Origin of the sequence: Citrobacter freundii ATCC 8090 = MTCC 1658 = NBRC 12681, assembly GCF_011064845.1 — a bacterium.
Taxonomy (GTDB): Bacteria; Pseudomonadota; Gammaproteobacteria; order Enterobacterales; family Enterobacteriaceae; genus Citrobacter; species Citrobacter freundii.
In genome coordinates, this window is sequence record NZ_CP049015.1 from 4683716 (window position 1) to 4702496 (window position 18781).

11 protein-coding genes, 6 tRNA genes, 3 rRNA genes and 1 pseudogene are annotated in these 18781 nt (G+C 50.8%); 2 read left to right on the forward strand and 19 right to left on the reverse strand.

The annotated features are described in order from the left end of the window. Positions 1–12: 12 nt before the first annotated feature. From rpoB to G4551_RS22500, 12 genes are all read right to left on the reverse strand, one after another. A complete protein-coding gene (rpoB, locus tag G4551_RS22445) occupies positions 13–4041 on the reverse strand; it encodes a DNA-directed RNA polymerase subunit beta (RefSeq protein WP_003033111.1) in 4029 nt (1342 codons plus the stop codon). Positions 4042–4361: 320 nt separating this feature from the next. After that, entirely contained in the window at positions 4362–4727 is a 366-nt protein-coding gene (gene rplL / locus G4551_RS22450) for a 50S ribosomal protein L7/L12 (protein WP_003033114.1), read from the reverse strand. A 66-nt stretch (positions 4728–4793) separates the two neighbouring features. Continuing rightward, entirely contained in the window at positions 4794–5291 is a 498-nt protein-coding gene (gene rplJ, locus G4551_RS22455; RefSeq protein ID WP_001207203.1) for a 50S ribosomal protein L10, read from the reverse strand. A gap of 414 nt (positions 5292–5705) precedes the next feature. Continuing rightward, complete coding sequence (gene rplA, locus G4551_RS22460) at positions 5706–6413, reverse strand: 50S ribosomal protein L1 (protein ID WP_003033119.1); 708 nt, start codon at positions 6411–6413, stop codon at positions 5706–5708. Between the two features lie 3 nt (positions 6414–6416). Next, positions 6417–6845 (reverse strand): 50S ribosomal protein L11, encoded by a 429-nt coding sequence (gene rplK / locus G4551_RS22465; protein ID WP_003033122.1) that lies wholly within the window; start codon positions 6843–6845, stop codon positions 6417–6419. 154 nt (positions 6846–6999) lie between these two features. Beyond that, positions 7000–7545 (reverse strand): transcription termination/antitermination protein NusG, encoded by a 546-nt coding sequence (nusG, locus tag G4551_RS22470; protein ID WP_003033125.1) that lies wholly within the window; start codon positions 7543–7545, stop codon positions 7000–7002. A 1-nt stretch (position 7546) separates the two neighbouring features. Beyond that, complete coding sequence (secE, locus tag G4551_RS22475; RefSeq protein WP_003033128.1) at positions 7547–7930, reverse strand: preprotein translocase subunit SecE; 384 nt, start codon at positions 7928–7930, stop codon at positions 7547–7549. A 230-nt stretch (positions 7931–8160) separates the two neighbouring features. Continuing rightward, positions 8161–9345 (reverse strand): elongation factor Tu, encoded by a 1185-nt coding sequence (gene tuf, locus G4551_RS22480; RefSeq protein WP_003031109.1) that lies wholly within the window; start codon positions 9343–9345, stop codon positions 8161–8163. A gap of 118 nt (positions 9346–9463) precedes the next feature. Next, a tRNA-Thr gene (locus G4551_RS22485) sits at positions 9464–9539 on the reverse strand. A gap of 5 nt (positions 9540–9544) precedes the next feature. Continuing rightward, a tRNA-Gly gene (locus G4551_RS22490) sits at positions 9545–9619 on the reverse strand. A 114-nt stretch (positions 9620–9733) separates the two neighbouring features. Beyond that, positions 9734–9818: transfer RNA gene (locus G4551_RS22495), tRNA-Tyr, on the reverse strand. Positions 9819–9826: 8 nt separating this feature from the next. Continuing rightward, positions 9827–9902: transfer RNA gene (locus G4551_RS22500), tRNA-Thr, on the reverse strand. 19 nt (positions 9903–9921) lie between these two features. On the opposite strand from G4551_RS22500, the pseudogene G4551_RS23920 reads away from it, so the two are divergent. Beyond that, positions 9922–10002: pseudogene (locus G4551_RS23920) on the forward strand (hypothetical protein); the annotation flags it as partial. Between the two features lie 290 nt (positions 10003–10292). Beyond that, complete coding sequence (gene coaA / locus G4551_RS22505; protein WP_003031107.1) at positions 10293–11243, forward strand: type I pantothenate kinase; 951 nt, start codon at positions 10293–10295, stop codon at positions 11241–11243. A 32-nt stretch (positions 11244–11275) separates the two neighbouring features. Here coaA and birA read toward each other — a convergent pair whose 3' ends face one another. From birA to G4551_RS22540, 7 genes are all read right to left on the reverse strand, one after another. After that, positions 11276–12238, reverse strand: a complete 963-nt coding sequence (gene birA, locus G4551_RS22510; protein WP_003031105.1) for a bifunctional biotin--[acetyl-CoA-carboxylase] ligase/biotin operon repressor BirA — start codon at positions 12236–12238, stop codon at positions 11276–11278. Then, complete coding sequence (gene murB, locus G4551_RS22515; protein WP_003842264.1) at positions 12235–13263, reverse strand: UDP-N-acetylmuramate dehydrogenase; 1029 nt, start codon at positions 13261–13263, stop codon at positions 12235–12237. The genes birA and murB overlap by 4 nt, the downstream gene beginning before the upstream one ends. 222 nt (positions 13264–13485) lie before the next feature. After that, positions 13486–13601: ribosomal RNA gene (gene rrf / locus G4551_RS22520) — 5S ribosomal RNA — on the reverse strand. Between the two features lie 90 nt (positions 13602–13691). After that, positions 13692–16598: ribosomal RNA gene (locus G4551_RS22525) — 23S ribosomal RNA — on the reverse strand. A 206-nt stretch (positions 16599–16804) separates the two neighbouring features. Then, positions 16805–16880 (reverse strand) — tRNA-Ala (locus tag G4551_RS22530). Positions 16881–16988: 108 nt separating this feature from the next. After that, a tRNA-Ile gene (locus tag G4551_RS22535) sits at positions 16989–17065 on the reverse strand. 72 nt (positions 17066–17137) lie between these two features. After that, positions 17138–18679: ribosomal RNA gene (locus tag G4551_RS22540) — 16S ribosomal RNA — on the reverse strand. Together the 16S, 23S and 5S rRNA genes with 2 tRNA genes alongside form the textbook arrangement of a ribosomal RNA operon. Positions 18680–18781: the final 102 nt, after the last annotated feature.

An 18781-nucleotide genomic window follows, 5' to 3' on the forward strand; every position in this document is an offset into this window, starting at 1 on the left:
TTTGATCGAGAGTTACTCGTCTTCCAGCTCGATGTTGATACCCAGCGAACGAATCTCTTTCAACAGTACGTTGAAGGATTCCGGCATGCCTGGTTCCATCTGATGGTTGCCGTCCACGATGTTTTTATACATCTTAGTACGACCGTTCACGTCATCAGACTTAACGGTGAGCATTTCCTGCAGGGTGTATGCTGCGCCATATGCTTCCAGCGCCCACACTTCCATCTCCCCGAAGCGCTGACCACCGAACTGCGCCTTACCACCCAGCGGCTGCTGAGTAACCAGGCTGTAAGAACCGGTAGAACGCGCATGCATCTTGTCATCAACCAGGTGGTTCAGTTTCAGCATGTACATGTAGCCAACGGTAACCTGGCGCTCGAACTGCTCACCGGTACGACCGTCGAACAGTGTGATCTGACCGGAAGTCGGCAGGCCACCCAGCTGTAACAGTTCCTTGATTTCAGACTCTTTCGCACCGTCGAATACCGGCGTTGCGATCGGCATACCTTTTTTCAGGTTTTCAGCCAGACGCAGAACTTCTTCATCACTGAAGGTATTCAGGTCAACTTTCTGACGAACATCTGAACCCAGATCGTAAGCACGCTGGATGAATTCGCGCAGTTTCGCGACTTCCTGTTGCTGTTTCAGCATGGCGTTGATCTTATCGCCGATACCTTTTGCAGCCATACCCAGGTGGGTTTCAAGGATCTGACCGATGTTCATACGCGATGGTACGCCCAGCGGGTTCAGTACGATATCTACCGGCGTACCGTTAGCATCGTGTGGCATATCTTCGATCGGGTTGATCTTAGAGATTACACCCTTGTTACCGTGACGACCTGCCATCTTATCACCAGGCTGGATCCGACGTTTAACCGCCAGATAAACCTTAACAATCTTCAGCACGCCCGGTGCCAGATCGTCGCCCTGAGTGATTTTACGGCGTTTCGCTTCGAGTTTTTTCTCAAACTCGTGCTTCAGTTCGTCGTACTGTTCAGCCAGCTGTTCCAGCTGATTCTGTTTCTCTTCGTCGGTCAGGCCGAGTTCTAACCAGCGGTCGCGCGGCAGTTTGTCGAGCTTCTCAGCTTCAACACCACCAGAAACCAGCACAGCGTAGATACGGCTGAACAGGCCAGCTTCGAGGATCTGCAGTTCTTCAGACAGGTCTTTTTTCGCCTGCTTCAGCTGCATCTCTTCGATTTCCAGCGCACGTTTGTCTTTTTCTACGCCATCGCGAGTAAAGACCTGAACGTCGATAATCGTACCGGAAACACCGTTTGGCACGCGCAGAGAAGAGTCTTTAACGTCAGACGCTTTTTCACCGAAGATCGCACGCAGCAGCTTCTCTTCTGGCGTCAGTTGGGTCTCACCTTTCGGCGTTACCTTACCAACCAGAATGTCACCACCGGTCACTTCCGCACCGATATAAACGATACCGGATTCATCCAGTTTGGAGAGCGCAGCTTCACCCACGTTCGGGATGTCAGCGGTGATCTCTTCTGGCCCCAGCTTGGTGTCACGGGACACACATGCCAGTTCCTGAATGTGGATGGTGGTGAAACGGTCTTCCTGAACAACACGCTCGGATACGAGGATGGAGTCTTCGAAGTTGTAACCATTCCATGGCATGAATGCCACGCGCATGTTCTGGCCCAGCGCCAGTTCACCGAGGTCGGTGGACGGACCGTCAGCCAGCACATCACCACGTTCAACCGGCTCGCCCAGAGATACGCAAGGCATCTGGTTGATACAGGTGTTCTGGTTAGAACGGGTGTATTTGGTCAGGTTATAAATGTCGATACCTGCTTCGCCCGGGTACATCTCGTCTTCGTTAACTTTGATAACGATACGGGAAGCATCCACGTACTGAACAGTACCGCCACGTTTAGCAACTGCAGTAACACCGGAGTCAACGGCAACAGCACGTTCCATACCGGTACCAACCAGCGGCTTATCAGCGCGCAGAGTCGGAACCGCCTGACGTTGCATGTTCGCACCCATCAATGCACGGTTGGCGTCATCGTGTTCCAGGAACGGGATCAGGGACGCACCGACGGATACCACCTGCTGGGTGGATACGTCCATGTAGTCAACCTGATCACGGCTGAACAAGCTGGATTCGCCTTTGCTACGGCAGGTAACCAGATCTTCTACAAAGTGGCCTTCGTCATCCAGGTTGGAGTTCGCCTGAGCGATAACGTAGTTGCCTTCTTCGATAGCAGACAGGTAATGAATTTCGTCAGTTACAACACCGTCGGTCACTTTACGGTACGGAGTCTCGAGGAAGCCGTATTCGTTAGTCTGTGCATACACGGACAGGGAGTTGATCAGACCGATGTTCGGACCTTCAGGCGTTTCGATTGGACATACGCGACCGTAGTGAGTCGGGTGTACGTCTCGAACTTCGAAGCCTGCGCGTTCACGGGTCAGACCGCCTGGGCCGAGTGCAGAGATACGACGTTTGTGCGTAATCTCAGACAGCGGGTTGTTCTGGTCCATAAACTGAGACAGCTGGCTGGAACCAAAGAACTCTTTCACTGCTGCAGAAATCGGCTTGGCGTTGATCATATCCTGAGGCATCAGGGTATCCAGATCGCCCAGAGACAGACGCTCTTTCACCGCACGCTCAACACGTACCAGGCCAACGCGGAACTGGTTTTCCGCCATTTCGCCTACGGAACGGATACGACGGTTGCCGAGGTGGTCGATATCATCGACTTCGCCTTTACCGTTACGGATATCGATGAGCTTCTTCATCACTTCGATGATGTCGTCTTTGCTCAGGATACCGGAACCTTCGATTTCGTCGCGCAGCAGAGAACGGTTGAACTTCATACGACCGACCGCAGACAGGTCATAGCGGTCTTCGGAGAAGAACAGGTTCTCGAACAGGCTTTCAGCAGCTTCACGAGTCGGCGGCTCACCAGGACGCATCATGCGGTAGATTTCTACCAGTGCGCTCAGACGATCGTTGGTTGGGTCGACGCGTACAGTTTCAGAAATGTACGGACCGTGGTCCAGATCGTTAGTGAACAGCGTTTCGATACGCTTGTGACCAGACTGGCTCAGCTTAGCCAGCAGATCCAGGCTCAGCTCCATGTTAGCTGCGCAGATCAACTCGCCAGTAGATTCGTCAACGTAGTCTTTAGCCGCAACTTTACCAGCAATGTATTCAACCGGAACTTCGATATGTTTGATATCGTCTTTTTCCAGTTGGCGAATGTGGCGCGCAGTGATGCGACGGCCTTTTTCGACGTAGACTTTGCCGTTAGCTTCAATGTCAAAGGAGGCGGTTTCACCACGCAGGCGTTCCGGCACCAGTTCCATCTGCAGCTTGTTGTCGCGAATTTCGAAAACAACTTTTTCAAAGAACAGGTCAAGGATCTGCTCAGTGGTGTAGTTCAGTGCACGCAGAATAATGGTCGCAGGCAGTTTACGGCGACGGTCAATACGTACGAACAGGTTGTCCTTCGGATCGAATTCGAAGTCCAGCCAGGAACCACGGTAAGGGATGATGCGCGCGTTATACAGCACTTTACCCGAAGAGTGGGTTTTACCTTTGTCGGAGTCAAAGAAGACGCCAGGACTACGGTGCAGCTGAGAAACGATAACACGCTCAGTACCATTGATTACAAAGGTACCGTTGTCAGTCATGAGCGGAATTTCGCCCATGTAGACTTCTTGTTCTTTAATGTCTTTTACGGTGCCTTCCGGCGCTTCGCGCTCGTAGATCACCAGACGCAGTTTTACGCGCAGCGGTGCGGAATAGGTCACGCCACGGATCTGACATTCCTGAACGTCAAACACCGGTTCGCCAAGGCGGTAGCTGACGTATTGCAGCTCGGAATTACCGCTGTAGCTCTGAATCGGGAAAACGGAACGGAAAGCTGCTTCCAGACCATACTGCCCTTCAGGATCTTGCTCGATGAACTTCTGAAACGAGTCAAGCTGGATAGAAAGGAGATAAGGTATGTCCAACACTTGTGGACGTTTACCAAAATCCTTACGAATACGTTTTTTCTCGGTATAGGAGTAAACCATTAGGGTTCCTCAGCTCGCTGACAAGTCGACCCATCTGTCCGACGAAGGGACAGTTTGTGCAACACTATTTTGTTGACCGGAAAATCGAATACTTTCCGCAATGCCTGTTGCTATCACGCTTAAACCATTTCATTGCGATTTACACAGAACTGATGCTCTGTCGCAGTATATTAAGACGTCGATAGAAACAAGCATTGAAAGGCACAGCAGTAGTCAAACAGTGTGAAATGCTACTGGCGCCTTACAGCGCAAAAAGGCTGGTGACTAAAAAGTCACCAGCCATCAGCCTAATTTCTTAGGCTGCAACCAGAAAAGTTGGCTTATTTAACTTCAACTTCAGCGCCAGCTTCTTCCAGAGATTTTTTCAGTGCTTCTGCGTCGTCTTTGCTGATGCCTTCTTTCAGGGCAGCCGGAGCAGATTCTACCAGGTCTTTAGCTTCTTTCAGACCCAGGCCAGTTGCGCCACGTACTGCTTTGATAACAGCAACTTTGTTAGCGCCAGCAGCTTTCAGAATTACGTCGAATTCAGTTTTTTCTTCAGCAGCTTCAGCCGGGCCAGCAGCTACAGCTACAGCAGCAGCAGCGGAAACACCGAATTTTTCTTCCATTGCAGAGATCAGTTCTACAACGTCCATTACGGACATAGCGGATACTGCTTCAATGATTTGATCTTTAGTGATAGACATTTAAATTGTTCCTGAAAATCAGAATAAGTTTATACGTAAGCAGATGCTTGAGAAAGATAACTGCGATTAAGCAGCTTCTTTCGCATCGCGTACAGCAGCCAGAGTACGAACCAGTTTGCCAGCCGAAGCTTCTTTCATGGTTGCCATCAGGCGTGCAATTGCTTCTTCGTAGGTCGGCAGAGTTGCCAGGCGATCGATTTGCGATGCCGGGATCAATTCACCTTCAAAGGCTGCGGCTTTGACCTCAAATTTTGCATTCGCTTTCGCGAACTCTTTGAACAGACGAGCAGCAGCGCCCGGGTGTTCCATAGAGTATGCAATCAGGGTCGGACCAACAAACGTGTCTTTCAGGCACTCGAACTGAGTACCTTCAACGACGCGGCGCAGCAGGGTGTTACGAACAACACGCATGTATACGCCAGCTTCACGACCTGCTTTACGCAGTTCAGTCATTTTATCTACAGTTACGCCACGGGAATCCGCAACTACTGCAGACAGCGCGCCTTTGGCTACTTCGCTGACTTCAGCAACAATCGCTTGTTTGTCTTGAAGATTTAAAGCCATTAGCTTTGCTCCTGGATGTTTGCCGGAACTCATGTTCCGGAACTCACTTCACTCTCCCCAACGGAGAGAGCGTCTAAATACGGTGAGCAGAAACAAGCCAGAGTATCAGAAATAATCTTAGCGTTCTGTCACCGTCTACGCAGGGCATTAAGTTTCTTACGAAACACCTGCGGTCTTCGACGGAGGCCTGGATAGGCCAGGCTCCAACGAACAAATCTTGTCTATCTGTCGCTATTCAATCTGTGCCGGCGTTGACTGCCTTCGTTCACACCAGTCACATAGTTAACTATGCTCCTGGCGATTCACTCAGTTGTCGCCTTGCCACAGCCTGAATATCTCGGATATACGTCTGCAATTAGCAGAAACGTGGGGGTAAGATTGTAGACAAAATCACCGCCCACGTAAAGGCGAATATTAGTTCGCCACAGTCGCAGTCAGACCGGACTGATCAACGGCAACACCAGCACCCATGGTGGTGGAGATGCTAACTTTCTTGATGTACACGCCTTTAGCCTGAGTCGGTTTCGCTTTTTTCAGCGCAACCAGCAGAGATTCCAGGTTTTCTTTCAGTTTGTCAGCGTCAAAATCCACTTTACCGATGGTGGTATGGATGATGCCGTTTTTGTCGTTACGGTAACGAACCTGACCTGCTTTAGCGTTCTTAACCGCTTCAGCAACGTTAGGGGTTACAGTACCAACTTTCGGGTTTGGCATCAGGCCGCGCGGGCCCAGAACCTGACCCAACTGGCCAACAACGCGCATTGCATCCGGGGAAGCAATAACAACGTCAAAGTTCATTTCGCCTTTCTTGATCTGGTCAGCCAGATCTTCCATACCTACCAGCTCAGCGCCTGCAGCTTTAGCAGCTTCAGCGTTTGCGCCCTGGGCAAATACGGCTACGCGAACGGAACGGCCAGTACCGTGCGGCAGTACAGTTGCACCACGTACGTTCTGGTCAGATTTACGAGCATCGATACCGAGGTTAACGGCAACGTCTACGCTTTCTACGAATTTAGCAGTGGCCAGCTCTTTCAGCAGAGCAATAGCTTCGTTGATGTCGTACTGTTTAGTTGCATCAACTTTGTCACGGATCACGCGCATACGCTTGGTCAGTTTAGCCATTTCTTAGTCCTCCACTACCAGGCCCATGGAACGTGCAGTACCTTCAATGGAGCGAGTCATCGCTTCAATGTCGGAACCAGTCATGTCGGCAGCTTTGGTCTGCGCGATTTCCTGCAGCTGAGCGCGGGAAATTTTACCCACTTTGTCTTTGTTCGGCTTACCGGAACCAGACTTGATACCAGCCGCTTTCTTCAGCAGAACTGCTGCCGGAGGCGTTTTGGTAACGAAAGTGAAAGAACGGTCAGCGTAAACGGTGATAACAACCGGGATCGGCAGACCTTTTTCCATGGAATCAGTTTTTGCGTTGAACGCTTTGCAGAATTCCATGATGTTCACGCCTTGTTGACCCAGTGCTGGACCTACCGGCGGACTCGGGTTAGCCATACCAGCTGCAACTTGCAGCTTGACGTAGGCCTGGACTTTCTTAGCCATTCTAAATTCCTCTAGTTGGGTTATAGCGCCTCAAGGAGGCTCCCCGTGATTAAATTCGTTTTACGGACAGGGTCCATAAAAACAAAAGGCGCGAAATTGTATTCCAATCTCGCGCCTTGTGCAACGATTAAATCGCCGCTTTTTTGATCGCTGTTTAGGCTTTTTCTACCTGGGCAAAGTCCAGTTCTACCGGGGTCGCACGACCAAAGATAGAAACAGAGACTTTCAGGCGGGACTTCTCGTAGTCCACTTCTTCAACCACGCCGTTAAAGTCAGCAAACGGACCGTCACTAACGCGAACCATTTCACCTGGCTCAAACATCGTTTTCGGACGCGGTTTATCACCAACCTGCTGCAGACGGTTCATGATCGCATCAACTTCTTTGTCGCTGATCGGCGCCGGACGGTCAGATGTACCACCGATAAAGCCCATCACACGCGGCACGCTACGCACCAGGTGCCAGCTTGCGTCATTCATCACCATCTGGACCAGTACATAGCCCGGGAAGAATTTACGTTCGCTCTTGCGACGCTGGCCACCACGGATTTCGACCACTTCTTCGGTCGGCACCATGACTTCGCCAAACAGCTCTTCCATATTTTGTAACTTGATATATTCGCGCAGCGACGTGGCTACGCGGCCTTCAAAACCGGAAAACGCCTGAACGACGTACCAGCGCTTTTTAGGGGCTTCAGACATCTTAGAACCTCAGGCCAGTGATAAAGGATACCAGGCGAACCAGAATACCATCCAGTCCCCACAGGATCAGTGACATTACTGCGGTAACCGCAGCCACAATTAATGTGGTGTGCAATGTTTCCTGGCGAGTTGGCCAAATGACCTTACGGACTTCGGTTCTCGCTTCACGGGCAAAAGCAACGGTCGCTTTACCTTTTGTTGTCAACAGCGCGACACCACCCGCTGCGGCAATCAGAATCACTACGGCCAGCGCACGCAGCGGCAGCATCATGTCACGATAGAGGTAGTTGCCAACGATAGCTACAAGCAGCAATACAGCGACAACAACCCACTTCATCGCTTCCAGGCCGCGCCCGCTTCCTTGAGCTTCGGTATTCGCACTCATAAACCAACCTGTCAGAAGTATTCTACAAACATTTTCACCCCGCGTAAGCGAGGCGATCCAAACCGAAATGCTCTGGTGCGTTTCGGACTAAACGCCCTCTTCAGAGCCTGTCTCAGCAATGATTATGACAAAAAAAATCACTGATGAGCCAGGTTCTGGTGTGAAAGCGTGCAAAAAGGGCATCAAATGATGCCCTTTTATTGCGCATTGCGTCAAATGTTATTCGGCAATTAGCTCATTACTTTGGCAACAACGCCCGCACCAACAGTACGGCCGCCTTCACGGATTGCGAAACGCAGACCGTCGTCCATCGCGATTGGGTGGATCAGGGTAACAACCATTTTGATGTTGTCGCCCGGCATTACCATCTCTACGCCTTCCGGCAGTTCGATGGTACCAGTCACGTCAGTAGTACGGAAGTAGAACTGCGGACGGTAGCCTTTGAAGAACGGAGTATGACGGCCGCCTTCGTCTTTGGACAGAATGTACACTTCAGATTCGAACTTGGTGTGCGGCTTGATAGAGCCCGGCTTAGCCAGTACCTGACCACGTTCGATTTCTTCACGTTTGATACCACGCAGCAGAACACCAACGTTCTCACCAGCACGGCCTTCGTCCAGCAGTTTGCGGAACATTTCAACGCCAGTACAGGTAGACTTAGCAGTCTCTTTGATACCAACGATTTCAACTTCTTCACCAACTTTGATGATACCGCGCTCTACACGACCGGTAACAACGGTACCACGACCGGAGATGGAGAATACGTCTTCGATAGGCAGCAGGAACGGCTTGTCAATCGCACGCTCTGGTTCTGGGATGTAAGAATCCAGGAAGCCAGCCAGTTCGATGATTTTCGCTTCCCACTCTGCTTCGCCTTCCAGCGCTTTCAGAGCAGAACCACGAACGATCGGAGTGTCGTCGCCCGGGAAATCGTACTGAGACAGAAGTTCACGAACTTCCATTTCTACCAGTTCCAGCAGCTCTTCGTCATCAACCATGTCGCATTTGTTCAGGAACACGATGATGTACGGAACGCCTACCTGACGACCCAGCAGGATGTGCTCACGAGTCTGCGGCATCGGGCCGTCAGTCGCAGCAACAACCAGGATCGCGCCGTCCATCTGCGCAGCACCGGTGATCATGTTTTTAACATAGTCGGCGTGGCCCGGGCAGTCTACGTGTGCGTAGTGGCGAGTCGGGGTGTCATATTCAACGTGAGAAGTGTTGATGGTGATACCACGTGCTTTTTCTTCCGGCGCGTTATCGATCTGGTCGAATGCACGAGCAGCACCGCCGTAGGTTTTAGCCAGTACGGTAGTGATTGCAGCGGTCAGCGTTGTTTTACCATGGTCAACGTGGCCGATAGTACCGACGTTAACGTGCGGTTTAGTACGTTCAAATTTTTCTTTAGACATCGATTGTCCCTCTAAGACACGGATAAATCGGTGATATCACCACATCAACCAGGCAATATACCTGAGCTGTTGAATGCTTTTAAAAGTAAACAGAGAGAAACGGGAAGGAGAAGTGAAGTGGTGCTGATACCCAGAGTCGAACTGGGGACCTCACCCTTACCAAGGGTGCGCTCTACCAACTGAGCCATATCAGCACGTCTGGAGCGGGCAGCGGGAATCGAACCCGCATCATCAGCTTGGAAGGCTGAGGTAATAGCCATTATACGATGCCCGCATCCTGAAACTCGGCTACCCAGTTCTTTCTGTAACAAAAAAGAGATTTCTCTCTTTTCTGTTCGAGCTGATTAATTTTTTAATCAACTCAGGCGGCGATAACGCTGCCAGAAAGTGGTGGTGGGGGAAGGATTCGAACCTTCGAAGTCTGTGACGGCAGATTTACAGTCTGCTCCCTTTGGCCGCTCGGGAACCCCACCGGACTTGATGGTGCCGACTACCGGAATCGAACTGGTGACCTACTGATTACAAGTCAGTTGCTCTACCTACTGAGCTAAGTCGGCATCAAGTAGCGCGCATTTTATGGAGACATGCGCACTCATGCAACTAAAAAATTGCATAAAATGTTCTATCGCTCACATTTTGCACTATGCGACCGATAAATAATCTATTTCTTCTTTGGATTGGACAAATTTCCAACGCCAGGTGCCACCTCAGGGAGGAATTTTGCCCCAGCATGCACGCGTCGATAGAGAGAAAGCACATCTTTATACATCTGGAATACCCGTCACATTGCATTTCAGAGGATGATTTTTTCTTATTATTCCCCTCCATCTGGTGTTACCCTCCTGCCCATTGTCCAAATTAACTGAAATGTGCGTGCCATTGCGTACCGGGGATGATTTCGTTTTTTACCGCAGACCTGATATAGCAATGACAGCCAGACCATGCGTATGAGTATAAAAGAGCAAGCGTTAACGTCGCCTTACCTACAGTTTGATCGCAACCAGTGGGCTGCGCTTCGTGATTCCGTGCCGATGACCCTGACCGAGGAAGAGATTGCTCGTCTTAAAGGCATTAACGAAGACTTATCGCTGGAAGAAGTTGCCGAGATTTATTTGCCTCTCTCGCGTTTGCTAAACTTTTACATCAGTTCAAACCTGCGACGTCAGGCAGTGCTGGAGCAATTTTTAGGCACGAATGGCGAGCGTATTCCTTATATTATTAGTATTGCTGGCAGCGTTGCCGTCGGTAAAAGTACGACAGCGCGTGTTTTGCAGGCCTTACTCAGTCGCTGGCCAGAGCATCGTAAGGTTGAATTGATTACTACCGATGGCTTTCTCCACCCTAACCAGGTATTGAAAGATCGTGGACTAATGAAGAAGAAAGGCTTCCCCCAGTCCTATGATATGCATCGCTTGGTTAAATTCGTTTCCGATCTGAAATCAGGCGTACCTAACGTCACGGCGCCGGTCTATTCCCATCTCATCTATGATGTGATCCCTGATGGCGACAAAACCGTTGCCCAGCCCGACATATTAATACTCGAAGGGTTAAATGTATTACAAAGCGGGATGGACTATCCTCACGATCCACATCATGTATTTGTTTCTGACTTTGTCGACTTTTCTATTTATGTTGATGCGCCAGAAGAATTACTCCAGACGTGGTATATCAACCGCTTTCTGAAATTCCGTGAAGGGGCGTTTACCAACCCGGACTCTTATTTCCATAACTATGCAAAATTATCAGAAGATGAGGCTATCAATACTGCCACATCGCTATGGAAAGAAATTAACTGGCTGAATTTAAAGCAAAACATTTTACCAACACGTGAAAGAGCCAGCTTGATTATGACTAAAAGCGCCAATCATGCCGTTGAGCAAGTCAGACTACGTAAATAAATAAAAAAGGGGAGCCTCAGCTCCCCTTTTTATTATTCAGCACTTCTCAGCGATATTTCTCCACCCATCCAGGGTTTGATCTCGCCATTTTGTTCAAGCAATAATGCACCTTGCGCGTCTATTCCACGAGAGATACCAAATATTTCTTTATCACCAATAATAAGTTTTACCGGGCGGTCGATAAAGTTATCCAGTTTCTTCCAGCGAGACAGATACGGTGCTAGTCCTTCGTGCTCAAAGAGCACCAACGCAGCGCGCAACTCACGTATCAGTCGGGCAGCAAGGGTATTGCGGTCAATGTTAATGCCCGCTTCCTGCAGGTTAATCCAGCCTTGATTAACCACATTTTCCTCAACCCGGCGCATGGACATATTAATACCTGCGCCGATAACAATTTGCGCGGCATCACCTGTCTTACCGGTCAGTTCAACCAGGATCCCTGCCAGTTTACGGTCGAGTAAATAGAGGTCGTTGGGCCATTTTACACGGACTTTATCCGCACCCAGATCGCGCAAAACCTCAGCCATGACGATACCAATAACCAGACTCAGGCCAATCGCGGCGGCCGGTCCTTGTTCCAGCCGCCAGAACATTGAGAGGTAAAGGTTGGCACCAAACGGTGAAAACCATTTCCGACCACGGCGGCCGCGCCCGGCCTGCTGATATTCAGCGACGCAGGCATCCCCTGACTCCAGCTGACCTATTCGGTCCATCAGGTACTGATTGGTTGAGTCGATAACCGGCAGGACAGTGATATTTCCACCATCCAGTTGAGAATGAATAAGTGAGGCATCTAATAGTTGGATAGGCTCCGGTAAGCTGTATCCTTTACCTGGAACAGTAAAGACATCAACCCCCCAGTCGCGCAACGTCTGGACATGCTTATTGATTGCGGCACGGCTCATTCCCAACGTTTCACCGAGCTGCTCACCGGAATGAAATTCTCCATCGGCCAATAATGAAATAAGCGTCAGAGGGACGGTATTATCCTTCATGCAATGATCTCCACAGCATTCATTTCACCCTGCGGACCAATAAACCGGACCTCTGGTTCGAGCCAGACATTAAATTTCTCACCGACTTTTTGGCGCACATGGTGTGCAAGTTGCACTACATCCTGACTCGTCGCATTATCTGCATTGACCAGCACCAGTGCCTGCTGCTGATGTACCGCCGCGCCACCAATACGCATACCTTTTAGCTGGCACTGATCGATAAGCCAGCCTGCTGCCAGTTTCACAGAACCATCAGCCTGCGGGTAATGAGGTGCTGTTGGGAATTTAGCCAGGAGCTCCTGCGCAATATTCCCAGTGACAACTGGGTTTTTAAAGAAGCTACCCGCATTACCGTTTACTTTCGGATCGGGCAGTTTTGTCGTGCGCATATGGCAGACTGAATCAAAAACCTGCTGAGGTGTAACTGTTGTAGGATCCAGACGCGTCAGGTCACCGTAAGTCAAAACGGGCTGCCACTGTTTAGGTAAGCGCAGACCAACGGCTACAATTGCGAAACGATCCTGGTATTCATGCTTGAAGATGCTGTCACGGTAACCAAAACGGCATTCTGTAGCACTGACGCTCAGATGTTTGCCGGTCGCCAGTTCAATGCAGTCCACATATTCGCAAACACGCTGAAGTTCCACACCATAAGCACCAATGTTCTGGATTGGCGATGAGCCGACACAGCCCGGAATAAGTGCCAGATTTTCCAGGCCAGGCATGTTGTGCTCCAGCGCATAGCACACCAACTGATGCCAGTTTTCACCCGCGCCTACGTGCAAATGCCACGCATCAGGTTGATCTGTAATCTCAATACCCTTAATACGATTGACGATCACCGTACCCTGGAAGGTATCAAGAAACAGGACGTTACTCCCTTCGCCCAGAATCAGTACTGGATGATGCGATGCATTGGCTAATTGCCAGGCATTCAGTAATTGTTGTTCATTTTCGGCGCAGACAAGTTCATTCGTTTGCTGATCGATACCGAAGGTGTTCCAGGCTTTAAGGGAGTGATTCATAGACGCTTTCCTGATGCAAAATCGCGCCTAGTTTACCGCATATACCGCAGGATGGCTTGTGTTATGGAGGCTCAGGATATTGCTTTGCACCCGATGGTGCGGCGATGTGCCTGATGCGCTGCGCTTATCAGGCCTGCACAATACGTTCAGCCCGGCGGTTTTTACCCCGCACACACGCAAAAAAGCCCATCCGTCAGGATGGGCTTCTTCACTTTATTTGATGCCTGGCAGTTCCCTACTCTCGCATGGGGAGACCCCACACTACCATCGGCGCTACGGCGTTTCACTTCTGAGTTCGGCATGGGGTCAGGTGGGACCACCGCGCTACAGCCGCCAGGCAAATTCTGTTGTCAGACCGCTTTATGCGTTCTGATGTAATCTGTATCAAGCTGAATGTCGTCTCTTCGCCAAAACATCTTCGGCGTTGTAAGGTTAAGCCTCACGGTTCATTAGTATCGGTTAGCTCAATGTATCGCTACACTTACACACCCGACCTATCAACGTCATCGTCTTCAACGTTCCTTCAGGAGACTTAAAGTCTCAGGGAGAACTCATCTCGGGGCAAGTTTCGTGCTTAGATGCTTTCAGCACTTATCTCTTCCGCATTTAGCTACCGGGCAATGCCATTGGCATGACAACCCGAACACCAGTGATGCGTCCACTCCGGTCCTCTCGTACTAGGAGCAGCCCCCCTCAATTCTCCAGCGCCCACGGCAGATAGGGACCGAACTGTCTCACGACGTTCTAAACCCAGCTCGCGTACCACTTTAAATGGCGAACAGCCATACCCTTGGGACCTACTTCAGCCCCAGGATGTGATGAGCCGACATCGAGGTGCCAAACACCGCCGTCGATATGAACTCTTGGGCGGTATCAGCCTGTTATCCCCGGAGTACCTTTTATCCGTTGAGCGATGGCCCTTCCATTCAGAACCACCGGATCACTAAGACCTGCTTTCGCACCTGCTCGAGCCGTCACTCTCGCAGTCAAGCTAGCTTATGCCTTTGCACTAACCTCCTGATGTCCGACCAGGATTAGCTAACCTTCGTGCTCCTCCGTTACTCTTTAGGAGGAGACCGCCCCAGTCAAACTACCCACCAGACACTGTCCGCAACCCGGGTAACGGGTCCACGTTAGAACACCAGCCATTAAAGGGTGGTATTTCAAGGATGGCTCCATGCAGACTGGCGTCCACACTTCAAAGCCTCCCACCTATCCTACACATCAAGGACCAGTGTTCAGTGTCAAGCTATAGTAAAGGTTCACGGGGTCTTTCCGTCTTGCCGCGGGTACACTGCATCTTCACAGCGAGTTCAATTTCACTGAGTCTCGGGTGGAGACAGCCTGGCCATCATTACGCCATTCGTGCAGGTCGGAACTTACCCGACAAGGAATTTCGCTACCTTAGGACCGTTATAGTTACGGCCGCCGTTTACCGGGGCTTCGATCAAGAGCTTCTCCTTACGGATAACCCCATCAATTAACCTTCCGGCACCGGGCAGGCGTCACACCGTATACGTCCACTTTCGTGTTTGCACAGTGCTGTGTTTTTAATAAACAGTTGCAGCCAGCTGGTATCTTCGACTGATTTCAGCTCCATGAGTAAATCACTTCACCTACATATCAGCGTGCCTTCTCCCGAAGTTACGGCACCATTTTGCCTAGTTCCTTCACCCGAGTTCTCTCAAGCGCCTTGGTATTCTCTACCTGACCACCTGTGTCGGTTTGGGGTACGATTTCGTGTTACCTGATGCTTAGAGGCTTTTCCTGGAAGCAGGGCATTTGTTACTTCAGCACCGTAGTGCCTCGTCATCACACCTCAGCGTTAAAAAGGTACCGGATTTACCTGGAACCTCCGCCTACATGCTTAAACCGGGACAACCGTCGCCCGGCTAACATAGCCTTCTCCGTCCCCCCTTCGCAGTAACACCAAGTACAGGAATATTAACCTGTTTCCCATCGACTACGCCTTTCGGCCTCGCCTTAGGGGTCGACTCACCCTGCCCCGATTAACGTTGGACAGGAACCCTTGGTCTTCCGGCGTGCGGGTTTTTCACCCGCATTATCGTTACTTATGTCAGCATTCGCACTTCTGATACCTCCAGCATACCTCACGATACACCTTCAACGGCTTACAGAACGCTCCCCTACCCAACAACACATAGTGTCGCTGCCGCAGCTTCGGTGCATGGTTTAGCCCCGTTACATCTTCCGCGCAGGCCGACTCGACCAGTGAGCTATTACGCTTTCTTTAAATGATGGCTGCTTCTAAGCCAACATCCTGGCTGTCTGTGCCTTCCCACATCGTTTCCCACTTAACCATGACTTTGGGACCTTAGCTGGCGGTCTGGGTTGTTTCCCTCTTCACGACGGACGTTAGCACCCGCCGTGTGTCTCCCGTGATAACATTCTTCGGTATTCGCAGTTTGCATCGGGTTGGTAAGTCGGGATGACCCCCTAGCCGAAACAGTGCTCTACCCCCGAAGATGAGTTCACGAGGCGCTACCTAAATAGCTTTCGGGGAGAACCAGCTATCTCCCGGTTTGATTGGCCTTTCACCCCCAGCCACAAGTCATCCGCTAATTTTTCAACATTAGTCGGTTCGGTCCTCCAGTTAGTGTTACCCAACCTTCAACCTGCCCATGGCTAGATCACCGGGTTTCGGGTCTATACCCTGCAACTTAACGCCCAGTTAAGACTCGGTTTCCCTTCGGCTCCCCTATACGGTTAACCTTGCTACAGAATATAAGTCGCTGACCCATTATACAAAAGGTACGCAGTCACCCCATAAAGAGGCTCCCACTGCTTGTACGTACACGGTTTCAGGTTCTTTTTCACTCCCCTCGCCGGGGTTCTTTTCGCCTTTCCCTCACGGTACTGGTTCACTATCGGTCAGTCAGGAGTATTTAGCCTTGGAGGATGGTCCCCCCATATTCAGACAGGATACCACGTGTCCCGCCCTACTCTTCGAGTTCACAACCTGTGCATTTTGGTGTACGGGACTATCACCCTGTACCGTCGGACTTTCCAGACCGTTCCACTAACACACAAGCTGATTCAGACTCTGGGCTGCTCCCCGTTCGCTCGCCGCTACTGGGGGAATCTCGGTTGATTTCTTTTCCTCGGGGTACTTAGATGTTTCAGTTCCCCCGGTTCGCTTCATTACGCTATGTATTCACGTAATGATAGTGTGACGAATCACACTGGGTTTCCCCATTCGGAAATCGCCGGTTATAACGGTTCATATCACCTTACCGACGCTTATCGCAGATTAGCACGTCCTTCATCGCCTCTGACTGCCAGGGCATCCACCGTGTACGCTTAGTCGCTTAACCTCACAACCCGAAGATGTTTCGTAAAACATCATCGACTTGCAAAAATTTGAGAGACTCGAACACACCGCTTTTCATTTCTTATTACGGAGAAATGAAACAGTGTGTCGTTTCAATTTTCAGCTTGATCCAGATTTTTAAAGAGCAAAACTTCGCAGTGAACCTTTTCAGGTACACTCTGAAGTTTTCTTGTGTTTTTGCAGTAAAGATGGTGGAGCTATGCGGGATCGAACCGCAGACCTCCTGCGTGCAAGGCAGGCGCTCTCCCAGCTGAGCTATAACCCCATCGTAAATGCTAATCTCTGTACCCTAATTCGTTTCCGGGCAAGGCGCGGTGGTGCGAAGCATACTGAAGTATGCGAGCATCGCCGTAACACAGCACGGAGGCGAATTTGGTAGGCCTGAGTGGACTTGAACCACCGACCTCACCCTTATCAGGGGTGCGCTCTAACCACCTGAGCTACAAGCCTGCAGAGATTTTCTTACTGCTAATTTTTCATCAGACAATCTGTGTGAGCACTACAAAGATCGGTTCTTTAAGGTAAGGAGGTGATCCAACCGCAGGTTCCCCTACGGTTACCTTGTTACGACTTCACCCCAGTCATGAATCACAAAGTGGTAAGCGCCCTCCCGAAGGTTAAGCTACCTACTTCTTTTGCAACCCACTCCCATGGTGTGACGGGCGGTGTGTACAAGGCCCGGGAACGTATTCACCGTGGCATTCTGATCCACGATTACTAGCGATTCCGACTTCATGGAGTCGAGTTGCAGACTCCAATCCGGACTACGACATACTTTATGAGGTCCGCTTGCTCTCGCGAGGTCGCTTCTCTTTGTATATGCCATTGTAGCACGTGTGTAGCCCTACTCGTAAGGGCCATGATGACTTGACGTCATCCCCACCTTCCTCCAGTTTATCACTGGCAGTCTCCTTTGAGTTCCCGACCGAACCGCTGGCAACAAAGGATAAGGGTTGCGCTCGTTGCGGGACTTAACCCAACATTTCACAACACGAGCTGACGACAGCCATGCAGCACCTGTCTCAGAGTTCCCGAAGGCACCAAAGCATCTCTGCTAAGTTCTCTGGATGTCAAGAGTAGGTAAGGTTCTTCGCGTTGCATCGAATTAAACCACATGCTCCACCGCTTGTGCGGGCCCCCGTCAATTCATTTGAGTTTTAACCTTGCGGCCGTACTCCCCAGGCGGTCGACTTAACGCGTTAGCTCCGGAAGCCACGCCTCAAGGGCACAACCTCCAAGTCGACATCGTTTACGGCGTGGACTACCAGGGTATCTAATCCTGTTTGCTCCCCACGCTTTCGCACCTGAGCGTCAGTCTTTGTCCAGGGGGCCGCCTTCGCCACCGGTATTCCTCCAGATCTCTACGCATTTCACCGCTACACCTGGAATTCTACCCCCCTCTACAAGACTCTAGCCTGCCAGTTTCGGATGCAGTTCCCAGGTTGAGCCCGGGGATTTCACATCCGACTTGACAGACCGCCTGCGTGCGCTTTACGCCCAGTAATTCCGATTAACGCTTGCACCCTCCGTATTACCGCGGCTGCTGGCACGGAGTTAGCCGGTGCTTCTTCTGCGAGTAACGTCAATCGCTGCGGTTATTAACCACAACGCCTTCCTCCTCGCTGAAAGTACTTTACAACCCGAAGGCCTTCTTCATACACGCGGCATGGCTGCATCAGGCTTGCGCCCATTGTGCAATATTCCCCACTGCTGCCTCCCGTAGGAGTCTGGACCGTGTCTCAGTTCCAGTGTGGCTGGTCATCCTCTCAGACCAGCTAGGGATCGTCGCCTAGGTGAGCCGTTACCCCACCTACTAGCTAATCCCATCTGGGCACATCCGATGGCAAGAGGCCCGAAGGTCCCCCTCTTTGGTCTTGCGACGTTATGCGGTATTAGCTACCGTTTCCAGTAGTTATCCCCCTCCATCGGGCAGTTTCCCAGACATTACTCACCCGTCCGCCACTCGTCACCCAAGGAGCAAGCTCCTCTGTGCTACCGTTCGACTTGCATGTGTTAGGCCTGCCGCCAGCGTTCAATCTGAGCCATGATCAAACTCTTCAATTTAAGTTTGATGCTCGTGAATTAAACTTCGTAATGAATTACGTATGTTCACTCAGAGACTTGGTATTCATTTTTCGTCTTGCGACGTTAAGAATCCGTATCTTC

Bases quoted from the DNA above. Each gene is read 5' to 3' on its own strand.
- rpoB (WP_003033111.1), bottom strand. From the start codon at position 4,041: ATGGTTTACTCCTATACCGAGAAAAAACGTATTCGTAAGGATTTTGGT.
- rplL (WP_003033114.1), bottom strand. From the start codon at position 4,727: ATGTCTATCACTAAAGATCAAATCATTGAAGCAGTATCCGCTATGTCC.
- rplJ (WP_001207203.1), bottom strand. From the start codon at position 5,291: ATGGCTTTAAATCTTCAAGACAAACAAGCGATTGTTGCTGAAGTCAGC.
- rplA (WP_003033119.1), bottom strand. From the start codon at position 6,413: ATGGCTAAACTGACCAAGCGTATGCGCGTGATCCGTGACAAAGTTGAT.
- rplK (WP_003033122.1), bottom strand. From the start codon at position 6,845: ATGGCTAAGAAAGTCCAGGCCTACGTCAAGCTGCAAGTTGCAGCTGGT.
- nusG (WP_003033125.1), bottom strand. From the start codon at position 7,545: ATGTCTGAAGCCCCTAAAAAGCGCTGGTACGTCGTTCAGGCGTTTTCC.
- secE (WP_003033128.1), bottom strand. From the start codon at position 7,930: ATGAGTGCGAATACCGAAGCTCAAGGAAGCGGGCGCGGCCTGGAAGCG.
- tuf (WP_003031109.1), bottom strand. From the start codon at position 9,345: ATGTCTAAAGAAAAATTTGAACGTACTAAACCGCACGTTAACGTCGGT.
- coaA (WP_003031107.1), top strand. From the start codon at position 10,293: ATGAGTATAAAAGAGCAAGCGTTAACGTCGCCTTACCTACAGTTTGAT.
- birA (WP_003031105.1), bottom strand. From the start codon at position 12,238: ATGAAGGATAATACCGTCCCTCTGACGCTTATTTCATTATTGGCCGAT.
- murB (WP_003842264.1), bottom strand. From the start codon at position 13,263: ATGAATCACTCCCTTAAAGCCTGGAACACCTTCGGTATCGATCAGCAA.